The organism is Pseudomonas sp. 21615526 (genome assembly GCF_013386245.1).
Lineage (GTDB): Bacteria > Pseudomonadota > Gammaproteobacteria > Pseudomonadales > Pseudomonadaceae > Aquipseudomonas.
Window position 1 is genome coordinate 24,288 of record NZ_JACAOM010000026.1, and the last position, 19,425, is coordinate 43,712.

7 protein-coding genes and 1 riboswitch are annotated in these 19,425 nt (G+C 64.0%); of the genes, 3 read left to right on the plus strand and 4 right to left on the minus strand.

Annotated features, from left to right (window positions below):
- Window positions 1–5 precede the first annotated feature (5 nt).
- Both imuA and lexA read right to left on the minus strand, forming a co-directional pair.
- Entirely contained in the window at window positions 6–617 is a 612-nt protein-coding gene (imuA, locus tag HX786_RS08930) for a translesion DNA synthesis-associated protein ImuA (protein ID WP_008432576.1), read from the minus strand.
- Entirely contained in the window at window positions 617–1,234 is a 618-nt protein-coding gene (gene lexA / locus HX786_RS08935; protein WP_003210482.1) for a transcriptional repressor LexA, read from the minus strand. The genes imuA and lexA overlap by 1 nt, the downstream gene beginning before the upstream one ends.
- 101 nt (window positions 1,235–1,335) lie before the next feature.
- Window positions 1,336–1,543, plus strand: a riboswitch (cobalamin riboswitch).
- Window positions 1,544–1,636: 93 nt separating this feature from the next.
- Between lexA and HX786_RS08940 the strand changes: the two genes are divergently transcribed.
- Genes HX786_RS08940 through HX786_RS08950 form a run of 3 tightly spaced genes read left to right on the plus strand, consistent with a single transcriptional unit; the run spans window position 1,637 to window position 4,832 of the window.
- Window positions 1,637–3,571: a TonB-dependent siderophore receptor gene (locus HX786_RS08940; RefSeq protein WP_178911966.1), complete on the plus strand. Its 1,935-nt coding sequence runs from the start codon at window positions 1,637–1,639 to the stop codon at window positions 3,569–3,571.
- An 11-nt stretch (window positions 3,572–3,582) separates the two neighbouring features.
- Window positions 3,583–3,915: a ferredoxin gene (locus tag HX786_RS08945; protein WP_008432571.1), complete on the plus strand. Its 333-nt coding sequence runs from the start codon at window positions 3,583–3,585 to the stop codon at window positions 3,913–3,915.
- Window positions 3,912–4,832, plus strand: coding sequence for an ABC transporter substrate-binding protein (locus tag HX786_RS08950; RefSeq protein WP_177019852.1), 921 nt, complete (start codon window positions 3,912–3,914; stop codon window positions 4,830–4,832). Before HX786_RS08945 ends, HX786_RS08950 begins: the two co-directional genes overlap by 4 nt.
- A gap of 293 nt (window positions 4,833–5,125) precedes the next feature.
- On the opposite strand, the gene HX786_RS08955 is transcribed toward HX786_RS08950, so the two are convergent.
- Together HX786_RS08955 and HX786_RS08960 are read right to left on the minus strand one after the other, a co-directional pair.
- On the minus strand, window positions 5,126–17,689 hold the full coding sequence (locus HX786_RS08955) for a filamentous hemagglutinin family protein (protein WP_178911967.1): 12,564 nt from the start codon (window positions 17,687–17,689) through the stop codon (window positions 5,126–5,128).
- Window positions 17,690–17,890: 201 nt separating this feature from the next.
- Entirely contained in the window at window positions 17,891–19,054 is a 1,164-nt protein-coding gene (locus HX786_RS08960; RefSeq protein WP_003210472.1) for a substrate-binding domain-containing protein, read from the minus strand.
- Window positions 19,055–19,425: the final 371 nt, after the last annotated feature.

Sequence of the window (19,425 nt, forward strand, 5' to 3'; positions counted from 1 at the left end):
CAACCTCAGTGCCCAAGCGCAATGGGCGCGGGATGGGCCAGGCCACCCCGGCACTTGAGCACCCGCACTTGCGCAGGGCTCGCCTCAACCGCCAGGCGCAACGCGGCCGGTGACGGGTTGATGGCCTCGTTCAAGGAGCGCCAGGCAAAGGCCAGGGTCTGGCCGGTTTCCGCCGCCACCTGCAAGCGGCGCAAGGCGCGGTCATCGGCCTTGCGCGGCCAGCACAGCACCGCGCCACAGCTGCCGGAACGCAGGCATTGCTCCACTGCCCACAAGGCATCGCGTTCATCGGCCTGGATCACTGACAGCTGGCGCACATCCACCCCGGCGTTTTGCCAGGCGTGGGGGTACGGCGTGTAGGGCGGCGCCACCAGCACGATGCGCTCACCGGCCGCCGCCAACCGTGCCAGGGTCGGCCACACCAGCTGCAACTCGCCCACGCCCTCCTTCGCCATCAGGATTTCGCTCAACGCCGCTTCCGGCCAGCCACCGCTGGGCAGCACCGCATCCAGGGCCGCAAGCCCGGTGGGATGGACGCTGGCCGGCGGCGCGGCGGGCCGGCCTTTCCAGACCCGGCCGCCATTGAACAGCGAGTCCAGTGCAACGACGGCGCCCATCAGCCTTGCCTCACCAGGCCGCAGAACACCCCTTCGATGGCCAGGTCCTGATCGGGCCGCACCACGATGGGTTGATAGGCGGGGTTGCGCGGCAGCAGGCGCACGCGCTCGCCCACGTGTTCGAAACGTTTGATGGTGACTTCACCGTCCAGGCGTGCCACCACGATCTGCCCGTTCAAGGCCTCGGCACTGCGGCGTACGCCTACCAGGTCGCCATCGAGGATGCCGTCTTCGATCATCGAATCGCCCTGCACCCGCAGCAGGTAATCCGGGGTTTTCGCGAACATGCCCGGGTCGAGCAATAGACGGTTGTGCACTTCGGCATCGGCGCCAATAGGCAAACCGGCGGCCACCCGGCCGAGCACCGGAATATCCAACAGCTCCGGCCGCGCCGGTTGATTGAGCAGGCGGATGCCGCGCGCCTGGTTGGGATTGACCTCGATAAAGCCGCCCTCGGTCAGCGCCAGCACATGCTTGCGCGCCACGCTGCGGGAGGCAAAGCCGAACGCCTCGGCGATCTCGGCGAGGCTGGGAGACTGGCCTTGCTGCGCGATACGGTCGCGGATAAAGGTCAGGATGGCGGTACGGCGGGGCGTTAGATTCTTCATGGAGTACATTTGTACTCCTGTGGGAATTTTCTGGCAATATCCGTCAGTCGCTTCCCATGCAGCCACCGGAAAAGTACCCGCCAAGTTGACGAACGGTCTTTCGAATGTTCAGATGCCGGCCTGTTTCAGGTGCCTCATGCCGCCGTGCATGGGGTGAAACGGGAAACCGGTGCCGCTCTTTTCGAGCCAGTCCGGTGCTGCCCCCGCAACGGTAGACGCGTGACCCCTTCGACACACCACTGTGGCCTGCGCGCCATGGGAAGGTGAAGGTGTCCATACGCGTGAGCCCGGAGACCGGCCTGGAATTCTGTTTGGCAAAATCCTGCGGTGGGCGGGCATGGGCCGGTATTGGCGTGTGCTCGGTGCCTACTCGTGCGTGCTTTTCGCGAAAGATACTTTTCCGAGAAGACTATGATTCGACCTTACACTACTTCCGTGCCCAGCCTGTTGCTCGGCTGCCTGTTCAGCCCCCTGCTGCTGGCCGACGACCCTCCCCTTGAGCTCAAGCAGCAGATCATTTCCGCACCTTCGGTGGAATCCACTACCGTGGCCGACATGGCCCAGTACGGCAGCAAGGTCGAGATCGTCACCCGCGAACAGATCGAACGCGCCGGCCCCGCCGCCGATGTGTCGCGCGTGATGCAGATGTTCATCCCCGGCCTGTACGTGGCACCCAAGAATGGCCCGTTCGACTACGGCACTTATTCCCTGCTGGGTGGGCGCAACGACGACACGTTGATCCTGCTGGACGGCGTGCGCCTGAACAACCGCCTGTACGGCGGCCTGTACCTGGACACCCTGCCCGCCAACGCCATCGAGCGCATCGAAGTGCTCAAGGGTGGCCAGAGCCTGCTGTTCGGCACCCAGGCGGTGTCGGGGGTGATCAACATCGTTACCCGCAGCCCGCAAACCCGCGAGGCGTCCGGCGAGGTGAACCTGGGTGCAGACACCTTCGGCGGCACCACCGGCGACGCCCGGGTCGAGAAGATCTTCAACAACGGTTTTGGCGATCTTGGCTTGCTGGCCTACGTCAGCCGCAACGTCTCCGAGGGCTACCAGCCGTTTCGCAACCGCGACATGAAAAACGTCAGCGACAAGAAGCGCTCCTACGAAGTCACCACCTTCGGCACCAAGGCGATCCAGTCGTTTGGCGATGACACGCGCCTTGAGCTGTTTTACCAGTACGCCGACGCCAACCTCGATTTCGCCCGCCCGGTGGACAACCACAAGACCACCAACGACCGCGTGCAACAGATCGCCACGGCCACCTTCGAGCAAACCCTCAACGAGCGCCTGAGCTACTTCGTCAAAGGCCATATCAACGATTGGGACACGCGCTATACCCGCATCAACAATATCGAAGGCGGCGGCACCCGGGCCATCAACCACAACGACTACTGGGGCTTCACCGACTGGGGCGTGCAGGCCGAAGGCAAGGCCGTGTTGCCCGGTGAGCATGTGCTGGTATTCGGTTCCGACAACCAGTGGTTCAAGGGCCAGGACGATGTATTGATCATCGACGACAACAAGGCCCAGGCCCACGCGCTGTACACCCAACTGCGCCCGAATATTGAAGCCCTGCCGAACTGGCACCCGAGCATCGGCGTACGCCACGAAGCCATGAGCGGCGGCGACAGCGCCACTGTCGGCATGCTCACTTCGCTCTACGACCTCAACGACAACTGGGCCCTGCGCGGCCAATACGGCACTGCCTACAAACTGCCAAACGCCGAGCAACTGTTCGTCAACGAAGACGATGAGAAAGGCAACCGCAACCTCAAGCCGGAGAAGAGCCGCAACGCCGAACTGGGCATCGACTACAAGGGCAGCCTGCTGGCCCGGGACTTCAGCGCCAGCGTCACGCTGTTCAAACGCAAGATCACCGACCTGATCACCCTGGACGATATCCAGTGGGTCAACGGCCAGGGGCAGATCCAGATGCGTGGTTTCGAGGCCGACGCCAAGCTGCAGCTCAATGAACAATGGAGCGTGCAGGCCGACATGACCCGCAACCTCACCGAGTCCCGTGCGGGTGTCACCATCAACGATATCCCGGGCTTCTTCGCCCGCTCGCGGGTCGGCTATGAATCGGCGGACCGCCTGTGGGGCGCCGGCACCGCCGTGCGTTACATCGGCGATATCGTCAGCTCGAAAAAGGTCGAATACGGCAACTACACCGTGGTGGATGCCGACGCCTATCGCTACCTCGACAACGCCCACCAACACCGCGTGAGCCTGCTGGTAGAGAACCTGTTCGACCGCGACTACGTCACCAGCCGCGCCAGCAACGTCGACAACCTCGGGCGGCCGTTCACCTCCGAAGTACGCTACACGTATCGCTTCTGATGAGTACGCCCGTGGAAACTCATCCGGACTGGTCCCACGTGCCTGACCACGCCCGTCACGTGTTCCTGTGCACTGGCCCACGCTGTACGCAGCGTGGCGCGCTGCAACTGTGGAAAACCCTGCGCCGCCACCTGCTGCAACACGACTGCATCGAAAAGCCTGGCGGCGTGCTGCTGACACGCACCCACTGCCAGTTCCCGTGCAACCTGGGGCCAATCGTGACGGTGTACCCGGACACTTGCTGGTACGGCGTGCACAACAAAGACGATGTGCAACGGCTGGTGGAAGTGCATCTGGTGGGCGGCGAAGTCGTCGAGGATCTGCTGATCAAGGAGCGCCCATGAAGGCCTCGTGGCTGCTGCTGGGCGCCCTGCTCTGCGCGCCATCGGTATTGGCCGACAGCTTTCGCAACTGCAACCAGGATTGGACCGCCGCCCACTCACCGCCTTCGCGCATCGTGGCCCTCAACCAGCATGCCGCAGACCTGCTGTTGGCGCTGGATGTCGGCCCGGCCTTGGTGGGCGTGGCGTATCTGGATGACAACGGTGTGGCCCACCGACACGGCGAGTATTTCGGCGTGCCGGTGATTGCGCCCAAGTACCCGTCCAGCGAAGTGCTCTATGCGCAGAAACCGGATCTGGTGGTCGGTGGATTCGCCACTGCCTTTGGCACTGGTGTCACCTCCCGCACAGGGTTGGCAGGCAACGGGGTTGGGTCGTACTTGCTGGAGTCGGCGTGCGACGGGCACTCGCTGGATTACTTCGGGCATATTCGCAACGACCTGTTTACCCTCGGCGCCCTGGTGCACAAACAGCAACGGGCGCGGGCGTTGAGCGATGCCATGGACGCCGACCTGGCCAGTGCCCAGGCGCTGGCTGGTGAGGGTAAACCGCTGTCGGTGTTTTACCTGGACAGTGAGGTCAACGGGTTGGACAGCGAGGGTCGGCGTGGTTTTGTCACCACGTTGGTGGCGGCTGCTGGTGCGCGCAATTTATTTGCCGGGATCAACCAATACCGCGTCACCGTGAGCAGCGAAACCCTGCTGATGAGTGACCCGGATGTGATTTTGCTGGCAGATGCGCTGTGGTCACCGGCCAGCCGCAAACGTCAGTTGCTGACCACCGACCCGGTGCTGTCGCGTTTGCGGGCGGTGCGGGAGAACCGGATGATCGATATTCCCTTTACCCATTTGGTGCCCACCGCGAATAGCGGCCGAGTCGTGTTGGAGTTGGCGAGGCAATTCAAACAACTGGCTGAATAATTCACGAGCGAAGCGCCTGACCAATTTACTCAGTCCATGCCACCGACCAAAGTTGTGAAACGCTGTAGGTTTCCAATGCTGAGCGCTTCGTACTTTTAATCGCCTCCAGCTCCTGGCCTGACAGATCAGGGTGATAGAGCTCGCACTTGGTGGCCGAGATATCACTCATCCCGGCCTCAGTGACTACCGGCTCGACCGCACCACCATCCCACCTGGGAAAGCCGGGCCCCCAAGACGAAAAAAAGGGGCGATCAATGATCGCCCCAAATACAACGAGAGGTCCTTTTCTAAAACTACAAGCTGATCTGCTGGCGCTCCTCATCCGTCAACCGCGCCCGCGCCTGGTCACTCAACGGTCCGGCGCCGAGTACCTGCACCGGGCTGTTGGGGTTGTAGCCCGAGGTCTTCTGCCCGTCCTCCGGCTTGCGCTCCACTGGCTCGCTGCCAAAGCTCAACACTTCCACCGTGACAATCGACGCCCGGCCCTGTTTGGCCGCCGCCTGCTGGCTGCGCGCGGCATCTTCCGCCGCCTGGGACGCCGCCGCACCGGCTGCGCTCGCCGAGGTCATGGCCCCGGTGTTTACCGCCGCCGACACCGGCACCCCGGACGACTTGCCCTGGGTCTGGATGTTGGCGGCGTTTACGACGCGCAACGCGGCAATGTTGATGTTGCCCGAGACCCGAATCCCCGCCTCACCCGCATCGATGGTGCCCAGCGGGGCGATCAGGTCGATGTCTCCGGCCGGCACTTCCGGAATCGGGTTCAAGGTGGCAATCCCCGCCCCGGTGCTCGGCACCGCCGGCGACAGGGTCACGTTGCCCCAGTTGTCGTAGACACGCTTGGGCGGCGTGTACACCACGGTGGTCTTGGATCCGCGACCGGCGTTGATGTCGCCCTCGCCGGACCAGCCCATGATCGAGCCGCCGAAGGTGGTCATGATGCGGCTCTGGCCCAGCAGGATGCTGCCCATGGAATACAGCTGGATATCGCCGGCGCCCTGGGTGATCACACCGGCGGTGGACGGCGGTGCCGCGCCTTCGATGCCGAAGGTCTGCCCACCGCCCGGGGTGAGCATCTGGATCGAGCCACCGAAATTGGTGTGTACACCCGAGCCGCCGAACAACGTGATATCGCCCTTGTAGGTGATCGGGTTGCCGGCCACGTCCTTGTCCGGGAACAGCGCGGCAATCGCTGCACGCCCCCGTACATAGCTGCCCTGGCGCACACCGCCCACCGCGTTGTACTCACGGCCGGCGGCCTTGAGTTCGGCGAAGTACACATCACGGGCGAACACCCGTTGCTGTTCAGCGGGCAGTGCGGCGTAAACCGCGCGGGCCTGCTCGCGGGTGCCGACGAAACCGAAGCGCTCGGCGAGCCAGGTGACCAGTTCGTTCTCATAGGTCTTGGCGACCTTGCCGCCCTGGATCGACAGGGCTTCGCCTGGCTGGACGAGGTTGGCCGGGTCCAGGTAGGCCTCGACAAAGCGCCGGTAATCCGGGCCGTTGGGGCCGACGCCAGCTTGCATGACGATGCCTGCGCCAGGGCGGTTGTCGCCCGCGACCACCGGGCCCAGGCTGGTGATGCTGACTTCGCCGCCCTTCGCCGGGTCACGCCCGGACATCAGGATATTGCCGCCCGCCGTCACTTCCAGCAGGCCAGGACCGGCAACCTGGAAGTTGCTGTACAGAATGTCGCGCCCGGCGGAGACGATGGAGATGTCAGTGGGGTTGTTGTGGATGAACAGGTTGCCGGTCGACTGCTCGCTGACCGCACCGGGGGCCGTATTAAAACGGCTGCCACTGCTGACAATGTCTCGCCCCGCCATCATCCAAACCGGCCCGTTGCCCTCGTACCAGGTCTGCCCCGAATGCAAAAACGTGGGGGAAGAATTGAACGTCAGGGTCCGGCCGCTGCTGACCCCCACCAGATCGCCGGTCAAGGCATAGAACCGCGTCGGTTCCGTTGGCGCGTAAGCGGCTGCCGACGCCGTGGCGGAGCCAAAGGCAAACAGAGGCCGCGGAAGGGAACCCGGCGAGCTACCGTTCTCCGACAGATTGTTGCCATCGACAACCACCTGACCATCAATGGTCCCGACGAACGCCGGCCGCCAAGGTGTGGCCATGATGCTGGGGTCGGCCCCGGAAGGCGTGACAAACATACCGCCCGCATAAATCGAGTCATGGGCCAGGAATTGCAACTGGCTGCTGGCACCGGGGGCGAGCACCAAGGCATTTATCGGACTCGTATCGGCTTGGTACCCCAGGACGGCGTTACCGTAATAAATACTGCCGCCAGCCGCCGTCGCTCGAACGATCGATGGGTAGACAGTTGCCAGGTCGGACGCTGCGGCGGAGACAGATGGCGTCAAGTTGCCCCCCGCTGAAAACAGGTCGATTGCCGTGTGACCGGTCCACAACGAGAACCAACTTTCGCCGGTCCCACTCGTCCCGCCACGGGTAAACGATGAGTTGTTCAGCAGGACGACACGGCCCGGGTCAATCACTTGCTGCAGCACCAGGTCACCCAATGTGGTCAGGTTGAATGTGGCATCCCCCGGCACCAGGGTGATACCCCCCACTGCCCGACCACGGGTCGCCTGGAACGGATCGAATGCGCGGGTTTCGCCCGGGCTCTGCTCAGAGCTGTTGCTGCCGTAGGTCAGGTCGATCCGGCCCGTGGTCGCACTTTGCAGTTGGACATTGCCCCGGATATTCACCAACTGGCCGTTCTGATCGTTTACATCAACCACGCTGCCAGGGTTCAGGGCGCCACCGATACGCACCCGCAGATCACCACCGCCCGTCAACTGCAGGCTGCCATCACCGGCAACCCGCCCGGTACTGCCAACCGCCAGCACCAGCCCCTGGCTGCGCGGGTTGGCAGAGGCCGACATTGGGTTGCCGTCCATGCGCCGAAGCACACCGGCATCCCCGCCTACCTGTACATCCACGTCACCGCCGCCGAGGGTGCCGAAACCGGTAAACCCGACGAACGCATCAGCCTTGGAGGCGTTGGCGGTATAGCTACCGAAATTGATCCACCAGGCCGTCGGCTGCGCCTGCCCGCCGGTGTTCACCGTGCCGCTGCCCTGGCGCCACAGCCAGTTGGCCACATCGGCGGAGTCGATGCCGTTATCCAGGGGGTTGGGCCGACTTGGGTTGAAGACGCCTCCCAGGATATTCCCCGTCAGGTTGCCCCCCACGTTCACGCTCAAATTCCCCCCTGCCTCCGGGTACCAGGCACGGTACAGGCTGTCAGATGAGCCGTTGACGAACTGTTCAAAATAACTGTTGGTATCGTTCAGCACCGTCTTCGCGCTGTTCAGCGCCTTGGGCTGGTTGTAGGGGTCACCGGCACCGGTTGCAGTGGACGATGTACCGGCGGTGTAGACCCCGTACAGGGAGTCCATGCTCAAGTCGCCGGCGCTGAGCAGTTCGAGGTCGCCCGTACCGGTGCGAATCACACTGAAACGGCTGCTGGAGGGGGTCGCCGCATACTCTTTGCCGCTTTGGGCCTGGCAGTAGGCGGGCGAGCTTGCACAGAACTCATCGATGGACGGGATACCGAACTGGTCCAGGATGCTTTGCTCGATCGGCGTTCCGACGGTGACGATAATCCCGTTGTCCGCCAGGTCCTTGGCGCCGAATTCGGTCCAGACATAGCCAACTTTCACGGCGCAGTACGCCGGATTGCCCCCACAGAAATCATCAATCGAACCCAGCCCGAAATCATCGAGGATCTTTTGGTCGATCGGGTCGCCTTCCTTGACCACCACCCCATTGGCCGCAAAGTCCTCCACCGCGAAGGCGGTCCAGGTCAACTTGCCCTTGGCGGGCATCTCCTTGGCAAACATGCCGTAGTGGCTGTCAGCCAAACGCAGGTCGCCGCTGCGCGGATGGGCTTGCAGGATGCGGCTGTCGGCCGCCTCGGTGTCAGCACCTGCGACCAACCGCAGCGACCAGGATTGCGAACCTTCGGCCAGCATCGGCGAGAGGGCCCACAGCTTGCCCTGGCGCCCCGCCACTTCCGGACGCAACGCCACCGACTCAGCCCCGCCCGGCAACTTGACGTTGGTGCCGGAAGGAATCAACGCGCCGCGCGGCAGCGGTATGTCGCCATTGAGGGTCACGTGGTTTTGCGTCGGGTTAAGCGCCTCGTAGTTCGTCGGCAACGGCACCCCTTTGGGCCAGGTCAGCGCCCCGAGCCGGGTGTCCTGGGTCAGCAGGCTGCCGGCGTCCAGCTGTGAGCCGGCCGCCAGGGTGTGTGCCTGGCTCAATAACGTGCCTGCGGCAAACAGCACATTGCTCGCGCTGTCGAACACTGCTGCGGCCAGTACCGTACCGGCAGGCAGCGTCAGGTCCTGGTTCAGCGTCGCCCGGGTCGGCAAGCGCGTACCGGCGGCCACGCCCACGGCCTTGATCGGCAGGTCGTAGTTGAGCACGGTGCCCGCCGGGAAGGTCGTGCCGTCCGCCAGGGTGATGCCGTTACCCGGCACGATGATCGTGCCGCCGGTAAAGTCGATGCCCGGCAACAACACCCAGCCCTTGTCATCGACGGTCTGCGGTGGCGGCGCAAAACCGTCGTTGATGCTGCCGTAAATATTCAGGTCGCCACCGGCGCGCAGGGTCAGGCTGCCCGACTCACCGGAGCCATACACCGAGGTTTTCTGGCTGTTGGGGTTGAGGCTGGCGTAGCGGTAGCCGGACAGGTCCAGATCGCCCTGCACCACCAGGTCACCGTCCGCGGTCTTGCTGACGATTTCCACGCCCGGGCGCAGGTGGAAGGCATCGGCGTAGGTTGCATTGTTAAGCCCGGCGAGTTTGTTTTGCAGCAGGTTCTGGTTGAGCAATGCACCGTTGATAAAGGCCGTGCTCAGCACATGCTTGCCATCCAGGTAGGCCTGGTCGATCTGTTGGTAAGGCCGCCCGCTGGCCGTCGGATCGGTGACCAGTGGCGCATCGTCGTAACTGATCATGCCGTTGAGGGTGATCGAGCGCGCGCCCTGGATCGTCAGGCGGCCATGGGCATCGATGTTGATGTCGTTGCTGGTGCCATCGACGTTGATCAGCCGTGGTGCATTCAGTTCCAGGGTGCCGCGGTTGCGCCCGTCATTGCCCTGGACCGCCTCGGTGCCGTGGCGCAGGTCGATGCGTGCGCCATCGGCCAGGGTCAGTTGACCGGTGCCGGAGCCGAGCACCACCATGGCCCGGTTGGGCGAGTCGATGATCTTGCCGTAGCTGTCCACCCGCAGCTTGCTGCCATGGGCGTCGAGTACCGCGCCGCCGTCCAGGGTCAGGCCGTGCTTGCCGGCCAGGTTGATGCTGCCGACGCGCTCGCCACTGGCGTCCACCAGGCCGGTGACCCGCAGGCTGCCGTTGTCCACGGAGACGTTGACGGTGCCGGCCTTGAGGCCATTACCGATGGTCAAGTCGCCCTGCTTGAGTTGGAAGCTGCGTGTGCCGAACACCTGGCCTTGATTCAGGCGCTGGTTGAGGTCGGCGAATTGCTGGTCCAGCGAACCGCTGCTGCCCAGGCGCTGGGCCTGGATTTCCACGGTACCGGCCTCATAAGGCATCGTGGTCCCGCCCGCATCGTAATAGCCACTGCTGCCGGCGAGGATCGTGCCTTGCAGGTCGACGATACCGCCCGCCGCGTCCACCGCAACCGCCCGCAGTTTGCCGGCCTGGTTGTTTTTGGCCGAGAGGTCGATGGTCGAGCCGGCAGCCTGCAGTATGTTGCCGCTGCGGCTGTCCAGCAGCACAGTGCCGCCCGCGCCGTATTGGCTCACATCGTTGAACACAGTGGCGCCACCGGCCACGTCGATCAACGCCGCATCCGTCAGCACCACATCACCCCGGGCGCCCAGGCTGATTTTACCGCTGGGCAGCACTACCGCCGTGGCCAGGCGAATGCTGTCGCCTTGCAGGGACAGTTCGGCGCCCTGGCCGTCGGCCTTGCCACGCGCCCCCACGGACGCTGCAATATCAATCGCCCCACCTGCGGTGATGCGGTTCACCGAACCGGCTTCGCCGGTCATCAGCGGGGTGAGGATATTCAGGTCGCCGCCGCTGTACTGGAAGCCCTTCACCGGGTCATAGGCGCCCTGGCTCTGATACACCGAGAGGCTGCCCTTGTGGTTGGCGGTAATGCGCTCGCTGGCATTGAGGTTCACGCTGGCAAAGCCCAAAGCCAGGCGATCGAAACTGCTCACGGTGTTGGTCTGGGCAAAGGCGCCGTAGCCGAACTCAATACGCTCGGCGTTGATATCCAGGCGCCCGCTGCCAGTACCCGCCCCGCCGGCGATCACCGAGCCCGGTGGGGTGGTCGCGCCCTGCCAGATCAGGTTGGCGGTATGAATGTTGGCCACGTCGCCAGCGCCACCGGCACCGTAGATCGCCGGAGTGGAGAGCATCAGGTTGCTCAGCCGCGACTTACCCGTCAGTGGGTCATAGGTGTCCAGGGAGGTACTGCCGTAGAAGTTGAAACTGTCCCGCGCCGAGAGCTGCAGGGTTTCCAGGGCCGGCGCACCGAACTGTGAATCACCTTTGAGCAGGCGATCAAGAAGCGCCTGGGTGAGTGTCAGGCCGGCCGGCAACTGATTGGCCACAGCGGCAGCGGCCAGGGCTTGGGCGCTGCCGAGGTTAATGGTGTTGACCCCCAGGTTGAGGTGACGGGTGCCGTAGCGCACCTGGTCGCCCAACTGGAAGGTATTGTTGGTCAACGCCACGATGCTGCCTTCGGAGTACAGCCCGGTTTGCCCGCTGCACAGGCCCGTGTCACACACACCGATGCTGATCCCGCCGCTGGGCACCGTCGTATTGAATGCAATGACATTGAGCAAGCCGTTGGACGCCGCCAGCATATTGGTGACTTTGTAGATAAAACCGTCACGAGCGTCGTAGCTGGCTTTGCCACGGCCGATGGTGTTGATGGATGCGCCCTGCTCCAGGACGATCGCGTTGGTGTCACTCAACAAAAAGACTTCCGGCGCTGCGAGCGTCACACCTTCCCGAAGCGTGACGGTGCTGTTGGCCCGACTCGTACCGCCAGCCAGGACGATGTAATTCCCGGACTGGCCATACGTAACTGCCGTCATCCCCCCCACCATCAAACGCGAGGCTCCCAAGGCGTTGAGGCTGTCATCGTTGAAGGTAATGCCGGAAAAACCGCTGGTTGCGGAACTGCCCGCCGCGACGACTTCAATACCAAGCTTGCCTGGATCAATCACCGCCACCGCGCCGCCATAGCCACCCGCCGCGGCCTCAAAACGGCCTATGCCCTGGAACGAAAACGCATCAGCGCCGCCCCCTGGCCGCAAGGCCAGTTTCAGGGTCTTGGCGTCGACGGCGAGCATCGGGCGTGGCACACCCTGTTTCGCAGCGTCGGCCATGGCGAACTGGGCGTAGCTGGTTTCGTTGTATTGGGAATAGCGACGCAAGGTATCGGCCGAGGTCAGAATCAACTGGCTGGCAACGCTGTTGCCGATCCCGGTGTTGGCGATGGACAAGCGCCCGGCGGTGGACCAGGAGCCATTGCGCATGCGCTGGGTGGCGGCATCACTGCCGAGCCCGGCCAGGCCGTTGATCTCGACGCGGAAAGCGCCGGGCATCAAGGCGTAGGTGGACGGCATCAGGGTATAAGTGCCCGCCGGCAGCCCCGGCACTCCGGCGCCGATGGTGACCTGCTGGCCCACCAACGGATCGACTGCGCCTTTCTCCGGTGCCACCGGCGCCGAGCCAGGCTGCACCCCGGGCACGATGGCGTAAATCGGGTTGGTGCCCAGGCCCGGCAACACAAAACCGCCATTGGCACCAAACTGCACCAGTGGGCTGTAGCGCGCATCCGTAGAGCCTCCGCGCCCGGAAACGAAACCGGCCCCCAGCAATTCGCCGCCACCCGACAGATCCAGGGTAGCCTCAGGCTGCACCTGCACCGACTGGCCGCCGAGAATCACCCCGACGCTGAGTTCCGCGTCCTGGTTGACCAGCCCGCCCTGGCCGACAAACGTCACGGTCTTGCCGTTGTACTTATAGACCTGCCCGTCCAGGGTGCCGCCATACGGCAGCACCAGGCCCCTGCCGCTCACCGACGTCACGCTGCCCGGCAGCAATTGCACCTGGCTGCTGCCCATGCTGCCGATATCGATCAACCCCAGGGGCGCCCGCACCACACCGCCCTGCCGCACCGTCGCGGCGCCCAGTTGCAGGCGCCCGAATGCCGAGTAAGGCACCGCGGCATCCGTGTTGCCGGTACGGCCAATGGTCAGGGTGCGCAGCGGGTCGAACGTGATGTTGAGGCTGTTGAATTCGCTCAGGTAGCCGGCAATGACCCGCGCACCGACCTCCGTGGCCGGATACAACTGCGCCGCCCGCAAGGTCATGTCGCCCTGGGTCAATAACTGGGTGCTGACCCTCAAGGCCACGCCGTCCGGGTTCGCACCCGCCAGGAAGCGCAGATCGCCCTGGCTGGTCAGGTTGACCTGATCAAAGCCGCGACGCTCAAGGCCGACCAGGCTGTCGTCGGCCTGGCGCAGTTTGCCCTTGCTGCCAAACAACACGCTGCCGCGCACATCGATCAAGCTGCCGCTGGCATTGAACTGCGCCTCGGTGGCGCGCAGCGAGGGTAACGGCAACACCGACACCGGGTTCACGTAGAACTCCCGGGCCGGCGAATCCATGCCGGACAGCAGCAGAGACGGTGCCGACAGATTCACCCGGGCATTGGCTGCCGCGCCCTCACTGAGGTTGAAGGCACCGCTGTACAGGCGCAGGCTCTGGCCCATGTTCAAGGACACATCGCCGTCGAAACTCAACAGGCCGTTGCTCATCAATGCCAGGTTGTCGAAGCCGCCCGCACTGACCTGGTCGACGCCCAGGCGAGCGTGGCCGTATTCCAGGCTGTCGGCCGCGTCGGCGGCGGTGCCGGCGAGCGTGTGGGCCTGATGGGTCTGGCCGAGCACCAATTCACGCACCTTCAGCACGCGATCCGTGACACTGCTCTTGGTGTAATACGGGCTGTCCAGCGCTACGTTCAGGCTGCCGCCCGCTGCGCCGGCACCGCCGGCCCGGGCCACCAGACTGCCGTCCAGGTACAAGCCATTGTTGGACGCCAGGCTGATGCTGCCGCCATTGCTGGCCACCCGGGTTGCGCCCTGCCCCGGCACATCCAACACCGCTTGCGTGCCCGACGCGTCCAGCCGGGCGCCCTCGCGTACCACCACAAACAGGTCGCTGGCAGTGACCGTGCCGGTGCTCAGGTTGATCTCGCCACCGATGCTGATCTTGCCGCCGTCACGGACCAACCCGTATTGGCTTCCACGATTCTCCACGGCGGTCGCGGCCCGGGCGGCGACATCGATCAGTGCGTTTTCACCCAGCCAGATGGAGCGGCCGTGGCCAACCGCGTTGGCCGGCTCGAACGCGCGCGTGGTCAGGCCGTTCAGGTTGACGCTGCCACCCCAGGCATTGAGCGTGCCGTCGACCGTCAGTTGGCCGATGCTGCGCAGGTTGATCGACTGGCCCGGGTCGACGCTGATCACCGCGCCCTGGCCGACCACCAGCGCGGTTGTCGGCAGTTGCTCGGCAGGCGACTCCAGGTGGCCGGCGGAAAGGGTCAGGCTGGCGCCACGGCGTTGGCCGAGTACGCCCTTGCTCGCGTCTTCCTGGTAAAGCGGCGGGGTCCAGCGCTCCATCACGCTGGCCGCATCGCCGCCACCCGGCGTCGTGGCGGCCTGCTCCGAGAGCCGGTAGGCCGGCACGTTCACATCCACCTGAGTACCATCGGCGACCAGCAATCCTTCGTTGCCGGTAATGTCATAGGCCGAAAAACCCTTGTTGAAAAAATCCCCGGCCAACTGCAAGGTCTTGGCATCCGGCGCCTGCGGGCTCTGGCCGATCTGCACCTTGTTGGCCTGCAAGGTCAGGGTGCCGCCTGCGCTGACGCCATAGCCGCGAATCTCGGCGCCCAGGTCCAAAGCCCCCAGTGCGCCCACGGTCACGTCGCCGCCCTTGCCGCCCCGGACTTTGCCATCCAGGCCGATGGTTGCCCCGGACGACGTTTCCACCAGGCTGCCCGCCGCGAGATTCACGTCGCCGGAGTTGCGCAACGACACCTTGCCACCGTTGATATACGCCACCCCGTCAGTGGCCGAAGGGTCCAGCGCCAGATTATTCCAGCGCCCGGAACTGTCCAGCTTGACTCCGGCGGCCACATCGAGCCGGCCGATGCCCGGCAGAATCACATCGCCAACGACATTGGAGCGATTGAGGTCGACCTGATTCAGCAGGTTGCCCGCGTTGATGCTGCCGCCGTGGGCCGTGAGGTTGGCATTGACTGAAACCACGGGGCCGAACAGGGTGATGTCGCCGCCGTCAGCCACCTTGAGTGCGCCATTGACGTCAATCTGCTGCTTTGCGCCGACCTTGATCGCGCCCAACCGGTAGCCATTGAGCTGGTCACTGTCGAGCACCAGTTTGCCCTGGCGTTCGGTCGGCAGCGCAGTGGCCAGGTCCAGGCCGTCGGCGATTTTTTGCGTGCTGCTCTCGATCAGCACCTGGTCGATGGTCGGGGTCAAGGCGTAGCGCAAGGTGCCGGTGGCCTTGTTGTACACCGGCGTGTATTGGCCAATGATCAGCTGCGCCCGCTGGGCCATGGCCTGCTGTGACTGCTGATAACCATCAAGGTTGATATTCGGTGCCTGGGTCTGGCGATCGCCCTGGAATACATCGCTGATCAACTGGCCTTCCAGCACCGCGTTGGTGGTGCCCACCACCAGCTTGCCGGCGTCGCGGCCCACGGTGTAGCCCGCCTCGTAGCGGCTTTGCTGGGCCACCAGCGGGTTGTAGTAGAAATCGCTGCGGCCCCAGCGGACGCTGGTGTCTTCAAAGCCCTTGTAGATCCCCGCGTAGAGAATGTCCCCGGGGGCTTTCGACAGCTCATAGAGCTGGCCGTCAGGCCCCTTGAGCCAGGTCTGGCGGATGTAGCCGGCCTGCACATCGACGGTGCCGCCCGACAGATTGACCTGGGCACCCTGCTGGGTCACCACGTCCTTGCCGGTGAACGTCACAGTGCCGCCCTGGGCCATCCACTCGCCGACCGAGTGGCCCTGGGTGCCCAGGTAACCGCCGACTTCCAGCAGCCCGCCGGCGGTGTACCAGCGGTCCGTCGCATAGCCGTTGGTGCCGGCCGGGACGAACACCAGGTCCCGCAGGTCGACCCACACGTCATTGTTGATCAATTGCCCGCCGTCACGGTTGGCGGGCGCGTCGCGCTGTTCGTTGCCCTGCACGTTGATCTTGATGTTGTTGGCTTCCATCGCCACCTTGACGCCAATCGCGCCGGCCACGTCGATCATCGCGCCGTCACGCACCAGGCTGCGCTGACCGGCACTGACCGCCACCTGGCCGCCGGTGGCCAGGGTGATCGAGCCTTTGCGCAAATCCACAGTGCCGCCGCTGACGATCTCGATCCGCGACTGGTCAGTGCGGTCGGCCACCGCGCTGAGGTTGTTGAACTGGCCGGTGATCAGGTTGGCAGGCAAGCCGTCGAGCTTGATCAGGCCGTTGTCCTTCTGGCTATTGAGGGCGGTGCTGCCGCTGGCGTCCAGCAGGATCGCCGTGGTGCTGCCCTCGCCCAGGGTCACGCTGGCGCTGGTGTCGCTGGCGGCGTTGAGCAAGTGAATCGTGCCGCGGGTATCCACCGAGGTGCTGGCCAGGGCCACGCCGTTCTGCTGCACCTGGTGCCCGGTGAGGGTGATGTCGCCGGTCGACGCCATGATCAGGCCGCTGTTGCTGACCTTGCCCGACGTGCTGCCGGCCTTGAGGCTGGTGGCCACTTCATTGCCACGGGTGGTGGAGCGGTCGTTGCCGGTGGTGCCGACGCCCTTGCGGATATAAAAACTGTCGCCGGCGGCCAGGGTGGCCTGGCCCCTGGCGGTGATGATGCTGCCGGCGTTCTCGACCTCCGAGCCGAGCAGCAAGGCATAGCCACCGGCGTCGGTAGAGGTGGCCGGGTTGTGAGTCTGGATCAACGCGCCGCGCTGCACCTCGACCTTGCCCGCCGCGTCGGTGAAAGTCGGCTGGGTGCCGTTGGCATCCACATAGATCCCGCGTTGGGTGAATTGGTCATCGGTGATGGTGGCAGCGGCCGCCACCAGGTTGCGCACATTGACCTGGCTGCTGCCGCTGAAGATCACCCCGTTGCGGTTCATGATCATCACTGTGCCAGGGGCGTTGATCTGGCCCTGGATTTCGCTGGGGCGCGCGTTGGGGTCGTTGACACGGTTGAGCACGGCCCAATTCGATTGCTGCTGGAAATCGACCGTGGTGTTGCGTCCGACGTTGAAGGTTTCCCAGTTGAGGATCGCCTTGTCGGCGGTCTGCTCGATGGTCACCGTGGTCTTGCCACCGGACTGGCTCTGGGTCGGGCCCTTGGCGTTGGTCCAGCCCTGGGTCAGGCTGTTGTCCACCTGCAAGCCGCCCTTGCCGAGGCCGTCGGGAATCGTCGAGACCTGGCCGAGCGCCGCTTGCCGGCCAGCGGCCTGGGCGGCCTGCTGGGCCGCAATCGCCGCGACACTGTTGTTGAGCGTGCTGATGGAACGTGACAACTGCTGGTTCGCCCGCGCCTGCTGATTCAACGATGGAATCCCCGGCACCTGCGCCCCGTTGAGGCGGGCCGCTGTCGCCGCCTGGGAGGCACCCTTGTCGGCAAACCAGCCGGAGCTGAACGCTGTCGCCGCGTGGGCGCTGCCTGCCACCATGAACAAGGCAATCGCCTGGGCCAGGGGTTTGAGGCGCAGGATCGTCTGGCCGCCAGGGCCTTGGGCATTCAGGTTGACCGGTGGTTTGCAGCGGACCATCAGGAAGCTTCCTTCTTTGTTATTGCCCATGGGGAACTGGCGACGTGCGTCACGTATGGGAGTTAGGCGGTTGGCGAGGGGCGGGACTGAACTTCTGTCATGGAAAGTTCATGTAAGGCTGATAGCCGAGCCGCAAACGCAAAAATCAGCAACGGCACAGGCCGTTGCTGATCGGGTGTTGCCGGTCGGTAAAAGCGTGGGTTACAGCGGACGACCGATGGCGTTGCAGACATCAGACTTGCCGATGCTCAGCGCGCTGGTTGCGGTAACGAAGTTGCTGGTGATCGCGGCTTTCCAGGCAGCTGGCAGTGGCACGAAGCGGTTGGCCTTGATCGCGTTGTCGTTGCTGTTCAAGGCGCTGGCACCGAAGTGACGGGTGAAGAACGCACGCACTTGCGAGGTCTGGGTGGCGTCGGCGTAGCACTGGCTGAAGATCAGGTTGGTGAAGCCCAGGATCGGATAACCGCTGCTTGGGTAAGGCACGACGCTTGGATCGTTGGCATCGGCGGCGGCAGCAAACACCGGTACCCAGGCGTTCTGGTTGGCGACGTTGGCAGCAGCCGGTACGGGCACAGCAGCGATGGCGGCGGAAACGTTATCAGGGGCTGGAGAAACACCGGCGACCTTGGCCACTTTGGTGGCGTCATCCAGGCCAGCCAAGGTAGGCGCGGCATAGTCCGGGCTCATGTAGGTGATGCGACCATCACCGGCGTTCAGCGCGGTCATCACGCCTTGGCTGGTCACGGCAGGCACGGCGCCTGGTGGCACGCCGAAGCTGTCCGCGAAGTTGGTGGTAACCACAAATTTCTTGGACTCATTGACGCACTTGGCCGCCAGGAAACGGGTGAACAGCTCGGTGGTGCCACTGGCTTCGTTACGGTAAACCACCACGATATTACCGGTGCGACCGGTAGCCGGGAGTTGGTTCCAGGTGGTGATGCGGCCCGAGAACACGCCGCACAGTTGATCAACGCTCAGGTCAACTGCGTTGGTACCGGCCTTGTTGAATGGAATGGCAACCGAAGTGGCGACCGAAGGCACTTGAATCAGCTTGCCCCAGGTCGCTTGTTTGGTGGAGGCGTAGGTGGACAGTTCAGTCGAGGTCAGCTTCGAGTCGCTGCCCGCCCAGTGAACGTTCTTGGTGCCGGTGCCGAACTGGCTGTAGTCGTTGTTCAGGAACGCCAGTTTGCCCTTGCCGCTGCCCACGCCGATGTACGGGGCGAAACCGGCGGTCAATACGCCGGAGGTCTGGTACAGCGGTTGTGGCAGGGTGGCGCCGCCGCCGTTGATGTCTGCCATGGCAGCCTGGGCCGAGCACAGTGCAGCGAGGGTCATGGATACCGCGAGAACGTTGCGCTTAAACATGAAGAAGCTCCTTTCGTCGTGTTTGTACGTTGGGGTAGATGACGCTATGGCTTCGGTCCCGGGCTGTGTTCCGGGGGGTACCCAGGGGTGAGGCCATGGGTATGAAATTTCGCAGCATCCGATGACAGCTAAAGGAAAAAACCTCGGGAGGAACGGCTTGATTTTTAAAAAGATTCTCGGGTGTTTTGGTCACACTTTTGAGCGATTTTGGGGTGAGGTGACAGCGAGGTTTCAGCGCGGATTTCGAGGACCGGGCTGGAGGCGTTACGGGCCGTGTGGTGGGGTTGGGCAGATGACAGAATGAGGAACCCGAGGTTGGGACCCGCGTGTCGGGCGCGCGAAAATAGTCTTGAAGAAACGCAGTTAAAATG